This is a genomic window from Fontibacillus phaseoli (assembly GCF_003337355.1).
GTDB classification, from domain to species: Bacteria; Bacillota; Bacilli; order Paenibacillales; family Paenibacillaceae; genus Fontibacillus; species Fontibacillus phaseoli.
Genome location: NZ_QPJW01000002.1, coordinates 502,258 through 519,806, shown reverse-complemented (window position 1 = coordinate 519,806; position 17,549 = coordinate 502,258). Strand labels below are relative to the sequence as shown.

Below are 17,549 nucleotides of genomic sequence, written 5' to 3'. Positions count from 1 at the left end.
CGGATTTAAAGAGCAGATGCGAAATGGAGCGATCAGATTCGTGGAATTAAGACAATTACAGTACTTTCTTAAAGTGGCGAGGAAAGAACACGTCACCCAGGCGGCGGAAGAACTGCATGTGGCTCAATCCGCGGTAAGCCGGCAAATACACCAATTGGAGCAAGAGCTTGGCGTTAACCTGTTTATGCAAAAAGGAAGGAATCTGCAACTGACAGCCGTTGGCCAGCTGTTTTGCAGCCGGGTCGAGACCATTCTGAAAGATTTGGACCGTGCCGTTAACGAGGTGCATGAGTTCTTGGACCCCGAACAAGGGGAGATTCGTCTCGGTTTTCCGAACAGCCTGGGCATTCATATTATTCCCAGTGTAGTGGCAGAGTTTCGCAAGCTTTATCCCAATGTCAAATTCCGTTTCAGGCAGGGGACGTATCCTACTTTGATTCGCGATGTGGTTTCGGGTGAAGTGGATCTGGCATTCATATCGCCTTTTCCGGAAAATCATGACCAGGTGGTCGGGAATGTGGTTCTGACGGAAGACTTGGTAGCAATCATGCCGCCCAGTCATCCATTGGCAAGTGAACAAAGCATCCGATTGAATCAGCTCAAGGACGATAAGTTTATTTTATTCAGCAAAGGTTATTCGCTTCGGCCGATTGTATGGCAGGCTTGCCTAGAGGCCGGATTCACCCCGAAGATAGCCTTTGAAGGGGAGGAGACCGATACGATTCGCGGTCTGGTTGCCGCTGGCATGGGAGTAAGCCTGCTGCCGGAAATGGCGCTGTTTCAGAGCTTCTCACTGCAGCCGAGCCGGGTTCGTATTTCGGATCCCAAGGTAACCCGCACGATCGGACTGATTCACCGCGCCGATGAAAAGCTGCCGCTCGTCGCCCAATCATTCAAGGTATTTTTGCTGGAATATTTCGGACTTCAAATCGATACACCGCCGAGTCAATGACCGGCGGATTTTTTTTTGTCTCACAAAAAACAAGCTCCTCCGCTGTGAGAAACAGCAGGGGAGCTTGTTAACGTATTGGCAAGATAAGTTTATTCCCGGTTACCCATGAACATGAGAATGTAACGGATGAGTTCGAGCAAGGAAATCAGGGCCGCAGCTACATAGGTCAGGGCTGCCGAGTTCAGCACTTTTGCTACGCCGCGCTCTTCTTCATGCGTGACGAATCCTTGTTGGAGCATCACCTTGCGGGCCCGGTTGCTGGCATTGAATTCGACCGGCAGGGTAACCAGTTGAAACAGCACGGCTGCTGAGAAGAAGATAATGCCAAGTCCAAGCAAATTGAAAGCTCCGAACAAGAAGCCGGCCAGAATCAGGAAAGGCGCAATGCCGGAGGCGAAGTTCACAAACGGAAACATTCTGTGCCTCATTACCAGCATCGGATACGATTCTTTATGTTGAATGGCGTGCCCGACTTCGTGGCAAGCCACCGCGACGGCCGAGATGGATCTTTCGTAATAAACCGGCTCCGATAAACGGACCACTCGCTTGATGGGATCGTAGTGATCTGACAAAGTGCCGCGAACCGGTTCGATCGGTACATCATACAGTCCATGGGAGTCCAGCATGCGTCTGGCGGCATCATGACCCGTTAATCCGTACATGTTGGGTACTTTCGCCCAAGTTTTGAACGTACCCGAGACACGGAACTGGGCCCATAAAGACAATCCAAAGGCCAATAATATCGGGATAAGCATTACATTAGAGTACATGATTTATTCCTCCATAAAAGGTCAGATAAATAGGTCAGAAAAAATCACTTAGCTGAAAGGGCCGTGATTCAGTATGATTCGGAGTGCTTCGATGCATGCCAAGCTTTGCGGCATCAGATTGGAAAATGCCCGGCGTGCCTGGCCCGGTTTCAGGCTCGAAATCAGCGGCTCGAGTTCTTTCACTTCACGTTCGAGCTGTTGCATATGAAGTTCAAGCGAGCTTAATTTCTCAGTCACGTGCTCTTCGTTCGTGACATTATGCCATTGCTCCAGCTTCTTACGGATTTCCTCAAGCGAGTATTTTTCCTGCTTCATCTGATTAATACGTTCCAACCGTGCCAAGGTTTCAGAACTGTATAAACGGTAATTTTTTTGCGTCCGTTTTTCAGCTGAGATCAGACCAAGCTTGGTGTAATAGTCAATGGTGCGTTCGCTGACTTCCGCAGCTCTCGCCAGTTCCCCGATCCGATAAAGTTTTATAACTCCAATAGGATCACCTCTCTCCAACAATTAATCTCTTTTAAAGCAAGTATCTCATTCCGTCTAAAATGTAATACCTTTGCATTATTTATGATACTCGAACAATAACTGTACAGTCAAACGTCATACTTTATATTTATCAGTAACTTAACTATTAAAACAGATAAATATGACATGTCATGTAATTTAATTTACACTATATGTAATGTAATTTGCATTTTTCGGTTTTTTTCAAAAAAACTATTGTCATGTCAACATATTTAGTCTTATAATCACCTTAACATTTTAATTTGTGTTAGGGAATATGACATTGAGGAGAGGGTCTCATGAAAAAGAAATGGCTGTTTGGTTCACTAGGAGCGTTAGCTGCATTTGCATTTCCTGTATCGGCGTTTGCTGCAGAGGGAGAAATAACTGCGCCGGTTCTCCAAATCGGTTTGAATTCTCTGTTCGTCTTCCTGGCAACCATGCTGGTGTTCTTTATGCAAGCCGGTTTTGCTCTTCTGGAAGCAGGGACGGTACGAATGAAAAACGCCGGGCACGTTGCCGGCAAGACCGTACTGACGCTCGGAATTTCCGTCGTCGTCTGGTGGGCGGTCGGATTCGGATTCGCATTCGGGGATGGAAACAGCTTCCTGGGAACCACGGGATTTTTGTTCGGCGGGGAAGATGCTATCGGATCATTTAGCGTATTCTCCGAAGTCGGAGTTCCTTTAAATCTGATGTTCCTGTTCCAAATGGCTTTTGCCGCCGTATCTCTGGCGATTGCCTGCGGCGGTATGGCGGAACGTGCCAAACTTAGCGTTTATATTATCTTCGGCGCACTTTTCCTTACGATTATTTATCCGGTGGTCGCTCACTGGGTATGGGGCGGCGGTTGGCTCGGCGCGCTGGGGATGCAGGATTACGCAGGATCGACGGTTGTCCATCTAACGGGTGCAACGGCCGCATTGGTCGCTACGATTCTGTTAAAGCCGCGTCTTGGCAAGTACAATAAAGATGGCAAACCGAACAGTATTCCGGGTCATAACCAAGTGCTGACTGTACTCGGCGTAATTATTCTCTGGGTGGGATGGTTCGGCTTTAACCCAGGTAGTGCATTAACTCCGCTGAATGATGGATTCTTCGGTTATGTCTTACTCACAACAAACCTCGCGGCAGCAGCCGGGGCCGTAGCTGCATTGCTTATTTCATGGGCTGTCATGGGTAAGTCGGATATTCCAAGTATGCTGAACGGTGTGCTTGCTGCACTTGTTGCAATAACAGGCTCTTGTGCCTTTGTCGAAGCTTGGGCTTCCATTGTAATCGGTGCCGTAGCCGGCGTGTTGACATTCTTCACAGCAAGATGGTTTGAACGTGCCGGACTGGACGATCCGATCTATGCCTTCTCCGTACATGGTATTGCCGGGGTTTGGGGTGCAATTTCTACAGGTTTGTTCGCTACGCCTGAACTGGCCGACAAGACTGGGGTAGGTTCGGCAGGCCTCTTCTACGGTGGCGGATTCGGACAATTGGGCGTACAGTTACTGGGGGTAATCGGTACATTCGCATTCGTGCTTGCGATTTCGTTCCTGCTGCTCGGCGGTATGAAATGGGTAATGGGACTGCGCGTTACGGAAGAAGAGGAAATGATGGGTCTGGATATCAGTGAACATGGAACCTATGGTTATCCGGAACAAATGAGTTTGTTGAACCAAGGGACAGCTGCTCCAAGCGCGAAGACTGTGGCAGACGGACCTCGAATCGTGAAGAACGATACAGCTTTGTAAGTACTGTGCATCAAGGGCTAATCATCTATGAAAGAAAGGGAGTCGGCCTATGAGATACGAAACGGCGATGAACCATGTCAGTTTTCAAGCGATCCGGTCGGCTTCCACTCCAGGGCTGCTTAGGTCGGCGCGATTAGAGGAGCAAACACGTCTGTATGACAGGTTTACATCTACAAAGATCGAAGCGTGGAATCGTGAGGCCGGAGAACTTCAAGACGCCGTGATGTCGAGAGCAGTGAGTCTATGTGAAGAGCAGTTCATCGAGGAGGGCTTCGGCTCTCCTCCTGCTTCATATGCGTTCGTTGCCTTCGGCAGCGCAGGCAGAGAAGAACAAACCCTGTGGAGCGATCAGGATAACGGCCTGATTATCGGAACAAACGAGGATCCTGAGGCAAAGACCTACTTTGACCAATTCGGAATCAGACTTTCGCAAATTCTTGAAGAGGCAGGCTATCCGCCATGCCCGGGGAATGTGATGGTTTCGAACCCGTTATGGCGAAAAACCGCCGTGGAATGGGAGAAGCAGCTTGAAACCTGGAGAGAGCAGCTCGGCTGGGAACAGGTGAGATATCTGATGATCGCAGCGGATCTGCGCCATGTTTCGGGCGACATAAACCTCTCCCGCAGGCTGCGCCAATCCATGCATGAAATTTTTGAACAAACCTCGCCTCCGGAACAGAACCTTGCAGCGGCCGTGCTGCGCAATACCGTTCGTCACAAAGCAGCGTTGAATGTTTTGGGGCAGGTGATTACGGAACAGACCGGAGAGCATGCCGGCGATTTTGACGTAAAATACGGGCTATACCTTCCTATTGTCAATGCGGTCCGGTATTTGGCCGTAGAATATGGCATTAACGCATCATCGACTCAGGACCGGCTGGCTCAGCTGAATGAGCTTGAAGTCGTGCCCTTCCGATGGCTGGAATCCTGCCTGCAGGCGTTTCATACTGCATTGAGGTTCAGATCGATGACCTCTTATATAGAAGAAAACGGAAGTGTGTCGGGAACTGGATATTTGCCTCAAGCTACATTGAAACAGAAAGAAATCAGACGCGAGCTGCGGGAAGCGCTTGGAACGGTTAAGCTGATGTATCGTACCTTGCAGCGGCAGCAAAGATATGCAGAAAGGAAATGGCTATGAAGGAACCGATGAAGGGAAACGGCGGATTCTGGGATGCATTCAAGGGCGGAGGGATCTCCCCGCGGATCGCTTCTATGCTCGGAGCACCCAGCGCCCAGCAGATCGCTTTCGTGCGCTCGCTGACCAAGGGACAACGCCGGCCGGAGACGCTTCATATTCCGCTCAGCCAATTGAAGACTGCGGTGTTTGATCTGGAGACGACGGGGTTTCACTATCATTACGGGGATGAGATTTTATCTTTCGGCACCGTCAAGGTGGATGGAGAAGAGATAACGGGAGAGGTTTATTATTCGCTGTGCAAACCGGCTTGCTCGGTTCCGGAAGACATCGTGAAGCTGACGGGCATTACGCCGGAGATGGCTCAGGATGCTCCGTCGCTGCTGCAGGCACTGCGTGAATTCATGGCATTTGTCGATGACCGGGTACTTATCGCTCACGGGAGTGCGCATGATAAAGCGTTTTTGGATGTGGCTCTGTGGAAAACGACGAAGGCCCATTTGGGACATCGCGTACTGGATACGATGATGATCGCGCAAAAACTGGAACCGGACAAAAAGATCTCCTCGCTAGACGACTGGCTTAATGCCTATGACCTTCCGATTTTGCAGCGTCACCATGCGTTGGAAGATGCCAAAATGACGGCCGGATTGTGGAAGATCATGATCGGACGGTTAAAAGACCGGGGAGTCATTACGCTTGGGGATCTTTACAGCTTTCTCAGCAAGACATGATCAGATTACGAAGCGAGAAGGCTTCGTTGTTTCGCCTGACAACCGAATAAGCATGAACATAGAAGCCGTCCGGGATGTTTCCGGACGGTTTTTCTTTAGTGGTCCGACCTCCGATGAGATACACGGAAAGAAGGGAGCCGAAATGCTGAAGCTCCTGGATGTCCAGCGAAGACGGGACCGGCAGTGACGTCGGATGCGAATGATAGATGCCGATCAAATCGGCGGCGTAACAGCAACGCACCCATTCGACGGGATCGAAGGCGAAGGCATGCCGGGGATCCTCAGCGATATTGGAAAGCGGCAAGTAATTTTCCGCGATCACGGTTTCCTTGGACAGGTGCCCAAAGAGCGCACCGCATGCTTCCTTCGGATAACGGTCTTCGTAATCTTTTTCCAACAGGGTACGGACTTGAACTGGTAGCTGCAGCAAGGTGGGGAATGAGTCGGCGTTGCTGAATCCGGTCATCGGGCAATCTCCTTTCATCTTAAACTGTAACTATTCGTGGAAACGGGGTACAATAGATCGGGAACAAGCAAATTCAAGCTTTGCTTTGTATACAACATAACATAAAGGAAGTCGTCCTATGAAACGTAACAGATGGATTCTTGCCGGTCTACTGGTATTGCTGGCTGCTGCCTTATACGAAAATTACGATAAAGAAATCAAATCTTGGTTCGGAAGCGGAGAAAGTTCCGCGACGGAGGCGGAATCGGGAAAATCGGTAAGCGCCCTGGTGGCTGAAAATGCTCCGAAACCGGGGACGCCCGCACCGGAATTTTCACTTGCCGGGCTGGACGGGAAAACCTACGAGGTTGGAGGGAAGCGGGATAAGCCGTTGCTCCTCAATTTTTGGGCTTCCTGGTGCGACCCGTGCAAAGAAGAAGCTCCTGACCTGGTGAAACTGGCGGACAAATACGGCAGCCAGCTTGATGTCTATGCGGTAAATGTCACCTTTTACGACAAGCTGGACAATGCGAAGGAATTTGTTGAAAATTACGGTTACACTTTCCCGGTACTTCTGGATGAGAAAGAGAAACTGTACAGAATGTATAACGGCATTGCTTTTCCGACCAATGTGCTGATCGACGAGAACGGGAAGGTCCAGGATGTAATCGTCGGCACCCTTTCGAAGGAAGAGTTGGAGGCCAAAATCAAAAAGCTGTTGAATGTGTAGCGGTTATAAATGGAGTCAATAAAAAACGCCAGGGAAGGACTGCCCTCCTCTGACGTTTTTTTTATGAGTTAATGATTGACCAAACCTCTTGCAGCCGACGGAATTTCGGTGTAGTCCTCGCGTTTCGTTTGCCCGATCAGGGCGTAACGAAGGCTGTCTACGAGCGCTTCCCAACTCGCCTCGATGACATTGCCGGAAACGCCGACAGTGCTCCAGGAATTTTCATAATTCCGGGATTCGATAAGCACCCGAACTTTGGAAGCTGTCGCATCCTTGTCATCAAGTACGCGGACTTTATAGTCGGACAAGTGTATTTCCTGCAGGCCGGGGTAATAAGTGATAAGCGCCTTGCGCAGCGCATTGTCAAGCGCATTGACCGGTCCATTTCCTTCGGCGGCTGTATATATGCTTGTTCCGTCTATATTCAGCTTGACGAAGGCTTCGGAAATAACCGGTTTACCGGCGGATTTCTCGACCAGCATCTTGAACGATTCGAACACGAACAATTCTTTCAGATCGCCGTTGGCTTCCCGCAGGAGCAGTTCCAGCGAAGCGTCCGCGCCTTCGAATTGGTAGCCCTGGTGCTCCAGGTCTTTGATTTTCGATATGACTTCGCGTGTATCTTCGTTCTCCGGATCGAACGGAATTCCCAGTTCCTGCGCTTTGGACAGGATGTTGCTCTGTCCGGCGAGTTCGGAGACCAGCACCCGCTGGCGGTTGCCTACCGTTTCCGGTGTGATGTGCTCGTATGTGCGCGAGTCGCGCAGAATGGCCGAGACGTGAATGCCGCCTTTATGCGCAAAAGCGGATGTTCCGACATAAGGCTGATTGATCGGCATATACACATTGGCGATCTCGCTTACGTAGCGGGCCGTATTGGTCAACTGCATCAATCGTTCGGGCTCCAGCACTTCGTACCCGAGCTTGAGTTGGAGATTCGGGATGATGGAGCACAGATTGGCGTTGCCGCAGCGTTCGCCGTACCCGTTCATCGTCCCTTGAATTTGCTCCGCTCCGGCACGAACGGCGCTGAGGGAGTTGGCTACCGCAAGCTCGCAGTCGTTGTGCGTATGAATGCCCAGGCGAGAGGTGGTTACCCGGCCGGCAAGTACGCTGACAATATCATGTACTTCATGCGGCATGGTGCCGCCGTTTGTGTCGCACATCGTCAGCACATCAGCGCCTGCTTCTTCCGCTTTGTGCATGACCGCGAGTGCGTATTCCGGGTTGTTCTTGTAGCCGTCGAAGAAATGTTCGGCATCGAAAATAACTTCCAATCCCTGACGCTTCAAATAAGCGATGGAATCGTAGATCATCGCAAGGTTTTCGTCCAGCGTAGTTTGCAGGGCGGTGTAAACGTGGAAATCCCATGATTTCCCGACAAGTGTCGCCACCTGAACGCCGGATTCGATCACGCGCTTCAAATTGGCGTCATGTTCCGCTATGCTATCTTTGCGCCGCGTACTGCCGAAAGCGGTAATTTTGGCGGACAGGCCAAAATCTTGCACGCGTTTGAAAAACTCGATATCTTTGCTGTTGCTTCCCGGGATGCCGCCTTCAATGTAATGGACACCCAGCTGATCCAGCTTTTTTGCTATCTTCAACTTATCGTCTGCGGACAGGCTAATGCCTTCACCCTGCGTGCCGTCTCTTAATGTAGTGTCGAAGATGGATAAAGCCTTTGACATGATGGATGTCTCCCCCTTATAGATGTCCTCAGAAACAAGCTCCGATTTGGTATAATTTCTAATTATAACATTTGTTTTTTTAAATGTAACACGGTTTTTAGTGGAGTTCAAAAAGGACTGGTTATCTGCACTGGAAACGGCAAGCTATGCTTGATGAAACCCCGGTCCCGAAAGACCTGTCGCAATGTTGACCGGTACTCGGGAGAAGGGGTATGCTGGATGAAGAATGATTAATGAGGGGAAGGTCTTGAACGTGTCAGGCAATATCGATGAATACTATCCCGCCCGCGGCCGGGTCGTGCTGCATGTCGATATGAACGCATTTTACTGCTCAGTTCACGAAGCGGAGGAGCCTGAGAAGTACCGGAACCAGCCCACGGCGGTAGCGGGAAGCGTTGAACTGCGAAAGGGCGTGATCGTTACTTGTTCCTATGCGGCCCGGAAACGGGGGATATCCACCGGAATGACCGTTAGCCAGGGACTGAAAAAATGTCCCGAGCTGATCGTGATCAAACCGGACTTCCACTTGTACCGGAACTATTCCAGAGCGTTTATGGATATTGCTTACGGTTATACGCCACTGCTCCAGGCGGTTTCAATCGATGAATGCTATCTCGATATCACCGGTTCGAAGCAATTCGGAACTCCGCTGGACATCGCTCACGAAATTCAATCCAGGATTTCCGATGAACTTGGGCTTCCTTGCTCCATCGGGGTTGCACCGAACAAGCTGCTGGCGAAAATGGCTTCCGATATGAAGAAGCCGAACGGAATTACGGTGCTGCGAATTCGGGACGTTCCCGCGCTGCTGTGGGATAAGCCGTGCAATGAACTGTTCGGGATCGGTCACAAAACGGCGGATAAACTGAAGAAGATGAGAATATACACGATCGGACAACTGGCGGCGGCGGACGAACTGCTTTTGTCCGAGAAATTTGGCGTGGCGGGTCACTGGATGAAGCAGGCCGCACACGGGCTGGATGACTCACCTGTCCGCGATGATCAGGAGAAGAACAAGTCTGTCGGCCACACTACGACTTTGCCGCGGGATATTAGCCGGATGGAAGAGGTTCAGCGGGTATTCCTGAATTTGGCCGATCAGGTTACAAGGCGGCTGCGGCGTCAAAAGTTGGTAGCGCAAACGGTGCAAATTACAATTCGTACGCCGGATATGAAAACGATAACCCGATCGCAAAGCCTGGAGACGGTCATCGACCGGGCGGAAGACGTGTACCGGGAAGCGTGCGAATTGTATCGAAAGCATTGGAGCGAAGACAAACCGGTCCGTCTGCTTGGCATTACGCTGCAAAATCTGGTGACGAAAGAGGAGTCCGCTTTGCAGCTGGATCTGTTTGATTATGAGCAGCAACCCCGGAAGGAATCTTTGACCAAAACCATGGATTTGCTGCGGGATAAATTTGGCGAAAATGCGGTTTTGACGGCGGGTATGCTGACCGATGATCCTTCGGCGCTGATTCGGAATCACAAAATTCGCGGGACTTCCCTACAGACCGATTTCTTGCGGAAATCAGAGGATGAATCCTGATTTTCGATGGGTATAATACGGAAATTGAATTGAAATTGACTTCACTTTATATTATATTGAACTTGGTGACAAACTAAACTTAGCACCGGACTTGTACCGTTTATTCAGGAGGCAGAAAAGATGGCTAAATATACTTGGGTTGAAAAAGACACTTGCATCGCTTGCGGCGCTTGCGGCGCAACGGCACCGGATATTTACGATTACGATGATGAGGGCTTGGCCGAAGTAATCTATAACAGTGACGCCAACCGTGGCGTAACCGAAATCCCGGAAGATATGTTCGATGATCTTCAGGACGCTTGTGATGGATGCCCGACGGATTCCATCAAGATTGCGGATGCTCCTTTTAATAAAGAGGGCTAGTCCGACATCGGCAGACATGATTGCTCAAAACACCTCCCGTTTGATAACGGGGGGTGTTTTTTTCATCTCTGTAGTAAATCATTTATTGAAAAATAGGAACTTACGTTCTATAATTATTTCGGTGGTAAGAGGGAGCGGTCATAGAAGCGTTCCCTGCCTCTTTAGGTCCTAAGTAGTGATTTTAAATCGCCGGCTCATGATTCTTAGCAACCGGGTTTTGTTTACCGATATAATTAGTAGCAGAATGCTAATTTGTCCATGTGGAGGATTTCGATGAGTAACTCGGCTTACCTCAAGAAATACGTGGAAAACCATCCGAAAAATAAAATGGCCTGGTATTTGCTGGGCAAAGAATATGAAGCAAACGGGCAGGAAGGCAAAGCGCACTATTGCTACATTCAGGCGGGAAGCGTTTTTGAGGCCTTTGAATCGAGCAAGATGCCTGCCGATCTGTGGAAGGAATATCAGGAAAACCTGCTGCTGGAATCCAGACGCAAGGAAAAGCGGCATAGAAACCTGCGTAAGGCGGGGATCGCTGCTATGCTGCTTTTGGTAATTTGGTTGCCGTCCGCGCATGCTCCCGGAAACGGGATGCCTGCGAGCGCTGCCGGAGACAATGTGAAGGATGAACCCGGATCCGGAATTGAAAATCCGGTTATTCAGGACGCCGCCAAACCCTTGGAGCAGTCTGAAGGAATACAGGACAAGCCGCCGGTTGTCAAGTTGGCTTATACGGCAAAACCGTATTTCGGCGATGCTACGGACAGGCAGAAGGCGCTGGGCAGCCTTTTTGACGAAGGGAAGGATCGCGTTGCTTTGGAAACCGCCGTACTTGGGATGAAACGTTCCGGAAAGTGGGCGGTCTGGTCGGATGATATGCCGGTCGTTTTCGGGGTAAAACAAAGCCCGGAAACGGGGGCGGCGGCGTTCCAATCCTACGACGCCAAAGCTTGCGACTGTACTCCGCCCGATGTGTCGGAGCTGCAGCAGGGCGCAGGAGAGTGGACCGCGCGTCAGGAGTCATTGGCCCTGCTCTCTTCGGCGATGAAGCAATATAAGCTCCAGAAGGGCCAATGGCCGGCAGCTTTGAAGGATTTGACGGGATCGTTTCCCGATAATTGGATCGCGGGCAGTAATCCGGTCATGAAGGAAGCATTCAAACCGATGCTGGAGAAGCTGAAGCAACCTAAGGGCGTAACTGTAAATGCGGGTGAAGCGCAAGCCGCTCAGGAAGATGACAATAACGCTGCATTTCTTCCCGGGGTGGATCCTTTTTTTGACAAGCCGCTGGAAGTAATTGTGGATACAAAGAATCATACGCTTGCGGTCGTAAGCGGAAACATCATAGTAAGAATTTATAAGGTCGGTCTAGGCGGAGAAAAAACTCCGGAAGGGACGTATCGGATTACGGATAAAGTTGTGAATCCGAACGGAAGGGATGATGGAGAATTCGGCAGCCGAGGCATGCAGCTCTCGGACACGAATTATGCGATTCACGGGACGAATGAACCGGAGAGTATCGGCAAGGATCAATCGCTGGGCTGTGTCAGGATGTCCAAGCAGGATGTGGAGGAACTGTTTGATTTGGTTCCGAAAGGAACAAAAGTAACGATTGGAAAGGGGATTCTTCCGAAGCTGGAATCGGTTCCCGAAAAGCGTTTTGCTTTGGGTGACCGTCAGGATCAGACCAATCCCCACCGTACATATCATTGGCTGGATTAAATTTGCGTAATTACGATCACGGCGGCAACTATGATAATTAGAGCGGCCACGACCGAGCCTGTCCATATAAGTGCTTTTTTGTTGACTTCATCCCTTTTTTGCTGTAGTGTTGGCGGTTTTCGTTTTGTTGACATCGGTTATTCCCCTTCCTTCATAACAGGAGTATACTCCTCCATTGTAATGGCTTTCATAAGAAAATACTATATCCCCGATCACGCATTTCCTGCACAGATAAACTTTTCTTTTGTGCCGGAAACCGCTAAACTGGATATGAAGTTTTATGTGAGCACAGAGACGAACGGAGTGAAGTAACCAGTGTTGTATCGCCATTTGGGGAAACCCGTATTTTTTAAATTGGATCCGGAAAAAGCCCATCATCTTGTGATCGGCGGTCTACATACAGCGGCAAAGGTTCCGGGCATGGTTTCGCTGATGCGCGGCATGTATGGAACTTCACAGGCGCAGGAATTGTCCACGGATTTATTCGGCGTTCATTTTCCTTCCCCGGTAGGACTTGCGGCTGGACTTGATAAAAATGCCGAAGCGGTAGAAGGTTTCTCCGCCATCGGATTCGGGTTTATGGAAGTGGGCACCGTTACGCCCAAAGCCCAGCCCGGCAACGAATTGCCGAGGTTGTTCCGGCTTCCGCCGGAAGAGGCTTTGATCAACCGCATGGGGTTTAACAATCACGGTGCCGAGCAGATGGCTGAGCGGCTGGCGGCATTGAAGGCCCGTCCGATTCCAGTCGCGGTCAATATTGGAAAAAATAAGGAAACTTCCAATGAAGACGCCCATTTGGATTATAAGAAATGTATATCCGTGCTGTATCCGTACGCTGATTTTTTTGTCGTGAATATCAGTTCACCGAATACTCCGGATTTGCGTAATTTGCAGCATGGGAATGAGTTGTCAGTACTTCTGGATGCGGTAAAGGAAGAGATGGCGGTCCAGGCCAAGCGCCACGGAGCGGACAAAGCGGTGCTTGTTAAGATCGCACCCGATGTCAGCTTTGATGAGCTGGAATATATGGTCGATACGATTCAAAAGAGCGGCGTATCCGGCCTGATCGCGACCAACACAACGATATCCCGTGACGGGCTGACCCACGCTAACGCCAAAGAAACCGGAGGCCTCAGCGGCAAGCCGCTGCGCGAAAGGTCGACGGACATCATTTCGCGGGTTTACCGGCAAACCGGTGGAAAGCTGCCCATTATCGGTTCGGGCGGCATTTTTAGTGCTGCCGACGCCTATGAGAAGATTACCGCCGGTGCCAGCCTGGTCGAGATATATACGGCCTTGATTTACGAAGGCCCGGAAATTAACCGCAAGCTCCATCGCGGATTGCGGGAACTACTGAAACGGGATGGCTTCGCCCATATTTCCGAGGCGGTCGGGGCCGACCATCGTTAGCGGCTAGAGAAGACAGGAGGCACACGCATGGACAGTAGGGATTGGAGTACTTTTTTGCTTCCGTATGAACAAACGGTTGAGGAATTAAAGGTTAAATTCAAAACAATGCGGTCCGAGTTAAAGAAGCGTGAGGAATACGCTCCGATTGAATTCGTGACTGGCAGGGTCAAGAAAATTTCCAGCATTCTCGATAAAGCCAAGAGACTGGACGTCTCCATGGATGATCTGGAAACGGGAATCGAGGATATTGCAGGCATTCGCATCATGTGCCAGTTTGTGGAAGATATCCGCCGCGTGGCGCAATATATCCGGATGCGCAAGGATTTGAGCGTGTTATTCGAGAAAGATTACATTACGAACTACAAGGAAAGCGGCTACCGCAGCTTCCATATGATCGTGGAATACCCGGTGCAAACGGCGCTGGGTCAAAAAAACGTACTCGCCGAAATTCAGATCCGGACGCTTGCCATGAATTTCTGGGCAACGATCGAGCACTCCCTGAATTATAAGTATAAAGAGAGCCTGCCCGACGAGATGCGGAAACGGTTGAAAAAAGCAGCCGAAGCGGCCAACGTGCTTGATAATGAAATGTCCAGTATCCGCCAAGAGATTCTGATTGCGCAAAAGAGCTTTGAAGACGACTCCAACATTGTGTCGCTCTTGCTTGCGGCCATCCATCAGTTATATTTCTATCATCTCGTTTCCGAGGCGATCGATGCGCAGGAACGGTTTAACCGTCTGTGGGAGGCCCGGGATATGGAAGGAATGAAAGATCTGCTGGTCGGGGTCAAAGGGCTGATCAAAGCCTCCAAAAAAGTGGAGGAGCCAGGGGATGAGTTATGAGCCGCTGTATGTGGCGTATTTGATCTATTTTAACCGGGACCGGGACTATTTCGAATGTCATGAAGTGCTGGAGGAATTGTGGCTTAAGCAAGGCAGATCCCCCTTATATAAAGGCTTGCTGCAGGTGGCCGTGGGATTGTACCATTTCCGTAACGGGAACGTCACCGGGGGAAGAAAAATGCTGGCTTCCGCCGGAGATAAACTTGCGGCTTATCCCCCGGACAGTCTTGGAATCGATCTGGAGCGTCTTCGCCACGAGACTTCCGCATATGCAAACAGGCTTGAGAATTTTGAACAGGAGCCGTTTGGGTATTACGATTTAAACATTGAACTGATCGATCCCGAGCTTATCTCGGCCGTCGAGAAAAGTTCCCCGGATATCGTCCCGAATATTCCCCAGCAGCGCGGGCCGCGTCGCGGGGCGAAGCATGAGGCGCGGGAAGCCAAAGCCGATAAAAGACGGGAATGAAGCCCGCCACGTATATGATGATGCAGCTTGCTCCCCGGTAGGAGCGGCTGCATTTTGCTGTAAGACGATTGGATTATTGGTACCGGAAGTCTTATGTTACAATAGGTTTGCCGGAAAAAGGCACCAGTCCTGCAGAATGGAAGGTAGATTATGGCGGTACAATTACCACTTGCTTTTTTGAATCGAATGAAAACCCTGCTAAGGGATGAATATAGTCAGTTTTTGTCTTCATACGACAAGCCGAGGTATGCGGGCATCCGGGTAAATACGCTGAAAATCAGCGAGGATGATTTCCGGGCGATTTCACCGTTTCAACTGAGACCGATCCCTTGGTGCGCCACAGGTTTTTATGTGGATGAAGGGCTGAAACCGGGCAAGCACCCGTATTATCATGCCGGTCTTTATTATATTCAGGAGCCGAGCGCCATGGCTCCCGCCGAAGCGCTGAATGTGGAACCCGGGGATCGGGTACTTGACCTGTGCGCAGCTCCAGGCGGTAAATCCACGCAGATTGCGGCCAAGCTGAGAGGACGGGGGCTGCTGGTCACGAATGATATCAGTGCGGATCGGACGAAGGCGCTGGCTAAAAACATGGAGTTGTATGGAATACGCAATGCCGTGGTGCTCAATGAAACGCCGGAAAGAATAGCGGAGGCATTTCCCCGTTTTTTTGATAAAATCCTCATCGATGCGCCATGTTCCGGTGAAGGCATGTTCCGTAAGGATGAAGATATGGCCCGGCAGTGGGAACGGCATTCGGTTGCGAAATGCACTTTGATGCAGCGTGATATTTTAAAATCGGCGGCGTCACTATTATCGCCGGGAGGCAGAATCGTTTATTCCACTTGTACGTTCGCCCCGGAGGAAAATGAGGCGAGCATTGCCGAATTTCTTGAACATCATCCCGAATTCGAGGTGATTCCCTTACCGGAGCAATCCGGGTTTTCTCCGGGGCGTCCGGAATGGCTTGCCATGCTGGCGGAAGGGGGAAACGGATTGACCCTTGACGGCCAGGGGTCCCCGTTGCTGGAGATATCGGAAGAGGCGATAGCGCAAACCGCCGGCTGCGGAAGATTGTGGCCGCATAAGGTGGAGGGGGAAGGACACTTCCTCGCCGTGTTGCAACATAAAGGCTCTATCGAGCAACCTGAGCAGACGGTCACTGCCGAGGAACGGAGGGATCGGCGGGATCGGCGCTTAGATGGCCGGGCCGGGAAATCGCGCAAGCAGGAGAAGGCCGTTAATGCAAGGAACGCCGGCAAAAAAGAACCGGACGAGCGCGTGATGCTGGAGGGCTGGCATACATTTGCAGCGGAGCAGCTATGCTCTGTGCCCGAAGGAGAGACTCTCCTGTTTGGCGGTCATATCTATGTGTCTCCGCTGAACAAGCAGCAGCTGCATGGCCTGAAAACCGTGCGTCCGGGCTGGTATGTAGGCACGGTAAAGAACGGACGGTTCCAGCCCGGCCATCCGCTAGCTGCAGCCATACATCCTTCAGAGGCAAGGAAAGTTCTGGACCTGTCCCTTGCGGACGGGGAAGCCGTGCGATATTTAAAGGGGGAGACGTTGGAGATTCCGGAATCGCGGATTTCCAGTACTCCGAATACTAAGCCTAAGGGGTATGTGCTTATTACGGTTGACGGTTATTCCCTTGGGTGGGGCAAATGGCAGGACGGCCTGCTCAAAAATGAATATCCTGCCGGTTGGAGGTGGACATAGCGGATGAGTGAAGGAAAGAAGACGCAACGCATTGATAAAATACTAGGCAATCTGGGATACGGATCCCGTTCGGATATAAAAAAAATGGTAAAACAGGGGAGGATTGCACTAAACGGATCTACGATCAAGGACAGCGGGGTTCAAAGCAATCCGAATGCTGATATGATCGAGGTTGACGGTGAGCAAGTGTTCTACCGGGAGTTTGTCTACATCATGCTGCACAAGCCGCCGGGCGTCATCTCGGCGACCGAAGATCTGCGCGAGCGAACGGTGATTGATTTGCTTCCCATAGAATTTCGTGTTTTTTCGCCGTTCCCCGTCGGGCGCCTGGATAAAGACACGGAAGGGCTGCTGCTGTTGACGAATGACGGGCAACTGGCTCATGATCTGCTTTCTCCCAGGAAGCATGTACCGAAAACATATGTAGCCGATTGCGTCGGCGAGATCGGAGAGCGGGAAGCTTCCTTGTTCGCCCAAGGGGTCGAGCTGGATGACGGTTATGTCACCCTGCCGGCCCGGATGGAGGTGCTGGAGCAGGGAACTTATGAGGATGGCAGCGTGAAAACGGTCATTTCTTTGACCATCTCGGAAGGGAAATTCCATCAGGTCAAACGGATGCTTGAAGCCGTAGGCTCCAAGGTAACTTACTTGAAGCGTATTTCGATGGGGCCGCTTCTGCTGGATAAAGAGCTGCCGATGGGTTCTTTTCGCGAATTGACCCCGCCTGAACTTGAGTCGTTGCGTTCCTGTAAAAATAATAATAAGTGATTT

General features: G+C 50.7%; 18 protein-coding genes. 13 read left to right on the top strand and 5 right to left on the bottom strand.

Annotation, left to right across the window (positions count from 1 at the left end; genetic code table 11):
* The first annotated feature begins 40 nt into the window (after positions 1–40).
* Positions 41–952, top strand: coding sequence for a glutamate biosynthesis transcriptional regulator GltC (gene gltC, locus DFP94_RS09685; RefSeq protein WP_114496261.1), 912 nt, complete (start codon positions 41–43; stop codon positions 950–952).
* Positions 953–1,041: 89 nt separating this feature from the next.
* On the opposite strand, the gene DFP94_RS09680 is transcribed toward gltC, so the two are convergent.
* On the bottom strand, positions 1,042–1,722 hold the full coding sequence (locus DFP94_RS09680) for a zinc metallopeptidase (protein WP_114496260.1): 681 nt from the start codon (positions 1,720–1,722) through the stop codon (positions 1,042–1,044).
* A gap of 48 nt (positions 1,723–1,770) precedes the next feature.
* Positions 1,771–2,202 (bottom strand): MerR family transcriptional regulator, encoded by a 432-nt coding sequence (locus DFP94_RS09675; protein WP_114496378.1) that lies wholly within the window; start codon positions 2,200–2,202, stop codon positions 1,771–1,773.
* Between the two features lie 326 nt (positions 2,203–2,528).
* On the opposite strand from DFP94_RS09675, the gene DFP94_RS09670 reads away from it, so the two are divergent.
* The 3 genes from DFP94_RS09670 to DFP94_RS09660 are packed head-to-tail and all read left to right on the top strand — an operon-like array spanning position 2,529 to position 5,843.
* Positions 2,529–3,971 (top strand): ammonium transporter, encoded by a 1,443-nt coding sequence (locus tag DFP94_RS09670; RefSeq protein WP_114496259.1) that lies wholly within the window; start codon positions 2,529–2,531, stop codon positions 3,969–3,971.
* Positions 3,972–4,020: 49 nt separating this feature from the next.
* Positions 4,021–5,112, top strand: a complete 1,092-nt coding sequence (locus DFP94_RS09665) for a DUF294 nucleotidyltransferase-like domain-containing protein (protein WP_114496258.1) — start codon at positions 4,021–4,023, stop codon at positions 5,110–5,112.
* A complete protein-coding gene (locus DFP94_RS09660; protein WP_114496257.1) occupies positions 5,109–5,843 on the top strand; it encodes an exonuclease domain-containing protein in 735 nt (244 codons plus the stop codon). Before DFP94_RS09665 ends, DFP94_RS09660 begins: the two co-directional genes overlap by 4 nt.
* Here the strand turns inward: DFP94_RS09660 and DFP94_RS09655 are convergent.
* The gene (locus DFP94_RS09655; RefSeq protein ID WP_181873086.1) at positions 5,830–6,309 is read right to left on the bottom strand and encodes a M67 family metallopeptidase; all 480 of its coding nucleotides are present in this window, start codon (positions 6,307–6,309) and stop codon (positions 5,830–5,832) included. The two genes, DFP94_RS09660 and DFP94_RS09655, sit on opposite strands and share 14 nt — an antisense overlap.
* Before the next feature lie 118 nt (positions 6,310–6,427).
* Here DFP94_RS09655 and DFP94_RS09650 point away from each other — a divergent pair, with 118 nt between their 5' ends.
* On the top strand, positions 6,428–7,018 hold the full coding sequence (locus DFP94_RS09650; RefSeq protein ID WP_114496255.1) for a TlpA family protein disulfide reductase: 591 nt from the start codon (positions 6,428–6,430) through the stop codon (positions 7,016–7,018).
* 68 nt (positions 7,019–7,086) lie between these two features.
* On the opposite strand, the gene cimA is transcribed toward DFP94_RS09650, so the two are convergent.
* Positions 7,087–8,706: a citramalate synthase gene (gene cimA, locus DFP94_RS09645; RefSeq protein ID WP_114496254.1), complete on the bottom strand. Its 1,620-nt coding sequence runs from the start codon at positions 8,704–8,706 to the stop codon at positions 7,087–7,089.
* Between the two features lie 253 nt (positions 8,707–8,959).
* Between cimA and DFP94_RS09640 the strand changes: the two genes are divergently transcribed.
* From DFP94_RS09640 to DFP94_RS09630, 3 genes are all read left to right on the top strand, one after another.
* Entirely contained in the window at positions 8,960–10,252 is a 1,293-nt protein-coding gene (locus tag DFP94_RS09640) for a DNA polymerase IV (RefSeq protein ID WP_425459250.1), read from the top strand.
* 120 nt (positions 10,253–10,372) lie between these two features.
* The gene (locus DFP94_RS09635) at positions 10,373–10,615 is read left to right on the top strand and encodes a ferredoxin (protein ID WP_114496252.1); all 243 of its coding nucleotides are present in this window, start codon (positions 10,373–10,375) and stop codon (positions 10,613–10,615) included.
* A 273-nt stretch (positions 10,616–10,888) separates the two neighbouring features.
* Entirely contained in the window at positions 10,889–12,337 is a 1,449-nt protein-coding gene (locus DFP94_RS09630; RefSeq protein WP_114496251.1) for a L,D-transpeptidase family protein, read from the top strand.
* Here DFP94_RS09630 and DFP94_RS25470 read toward each other — a convergent pair.
* A complete protein-coding gene (locus tag DFP94_RS25470) occupies positions 12,334–12,471 on the bottom strand; it encodes a hypothetical protein (protein ID WP_181873085.1) in 138 nt (45 codons plus the stop codon). The two genes, DFP94_RS09630 and DFP94_RS25470, sit on opposite strands and share 4 nt — an antisense overlap.
* A gap of 181 nt (positions 12,472–12,652) precedes the next feature.
* On the opposite strand from DFP94_RS25470, the gene DFP94_RS09625 reads away from it, so the two are divergent.
* The 5 genes from DFP94_RS09625 (at position 12,653) to DFP94_RS09605 (ending at position 17,546) form a co-directional block, all read left to right on the top strand.
* Positions 12,653–13,747: a quinone-dependent dihydroorotate dehydrogenase gene (locus DFP94_RS09625; protein ID WP_114496250.1), complete on the top strand. Its 1,095-nt coding sequence runs from the start codon at positions 12,653–12,655 to the stop codon at positions 13,745–13,747.
* A 27-nt stretch (positions 13,748–13,774) separates the two neighbouring features.
* Positions 13,775–14,590 carry a GTP diphosphokinase gene (gene yjbM / locus DFP94_RS09620; protein WP_114496249.1) on the top strand — a complete coding sequence of 272 codons (816 nt, stop codon included), beginning with the start codon at positions 13,775–13,777 and terminating at the stop codon, positions 14,588–14,590.
* Positions 14,580–15,059: a DUF309 domain-containing protein gene (locus DFP94_RS09615; RefSeq protein WP_114496248.1), complete on the top strand. Its 480-nt coding sequence runs from the start codon at positions 14,580–14,582 to the stop codon at positions 15,057–15,059. Before yjbM ends, DFP94_RS09615 begins: the two co-directional genes overlap by 11 nt.
* A gap of 150 nt (positions 15,060–15,209) precedes the next feature.
* On the top strand, positions 15,210–16,778 hold the full coding sequence (locus DFP94_RS09610) for an RsmB/NOP family class I SAM-dependent RNA methyltransferase (RefSeq protein ID WP_114496247.1): 1,569 nt from the start codon (positions 15,210–15,212) through the stop codon (positions 16,776–16,778).
* Positions 16,779–16,781: 3 nt separating this feature from the next.
* Positions 16,782–17,546 (top strand): pseudouridine synthase, encoded by a 765-nt coding sequence (locus tag DFP94_RS09605; RefSeq protein WP_114496246.1) that lies wholly within the window; start codon positions 16,782–16,784, stop codon positions 17,544–17,546.
* Positions 17,547–17,549: the final 3 nt, after the last annotated feature.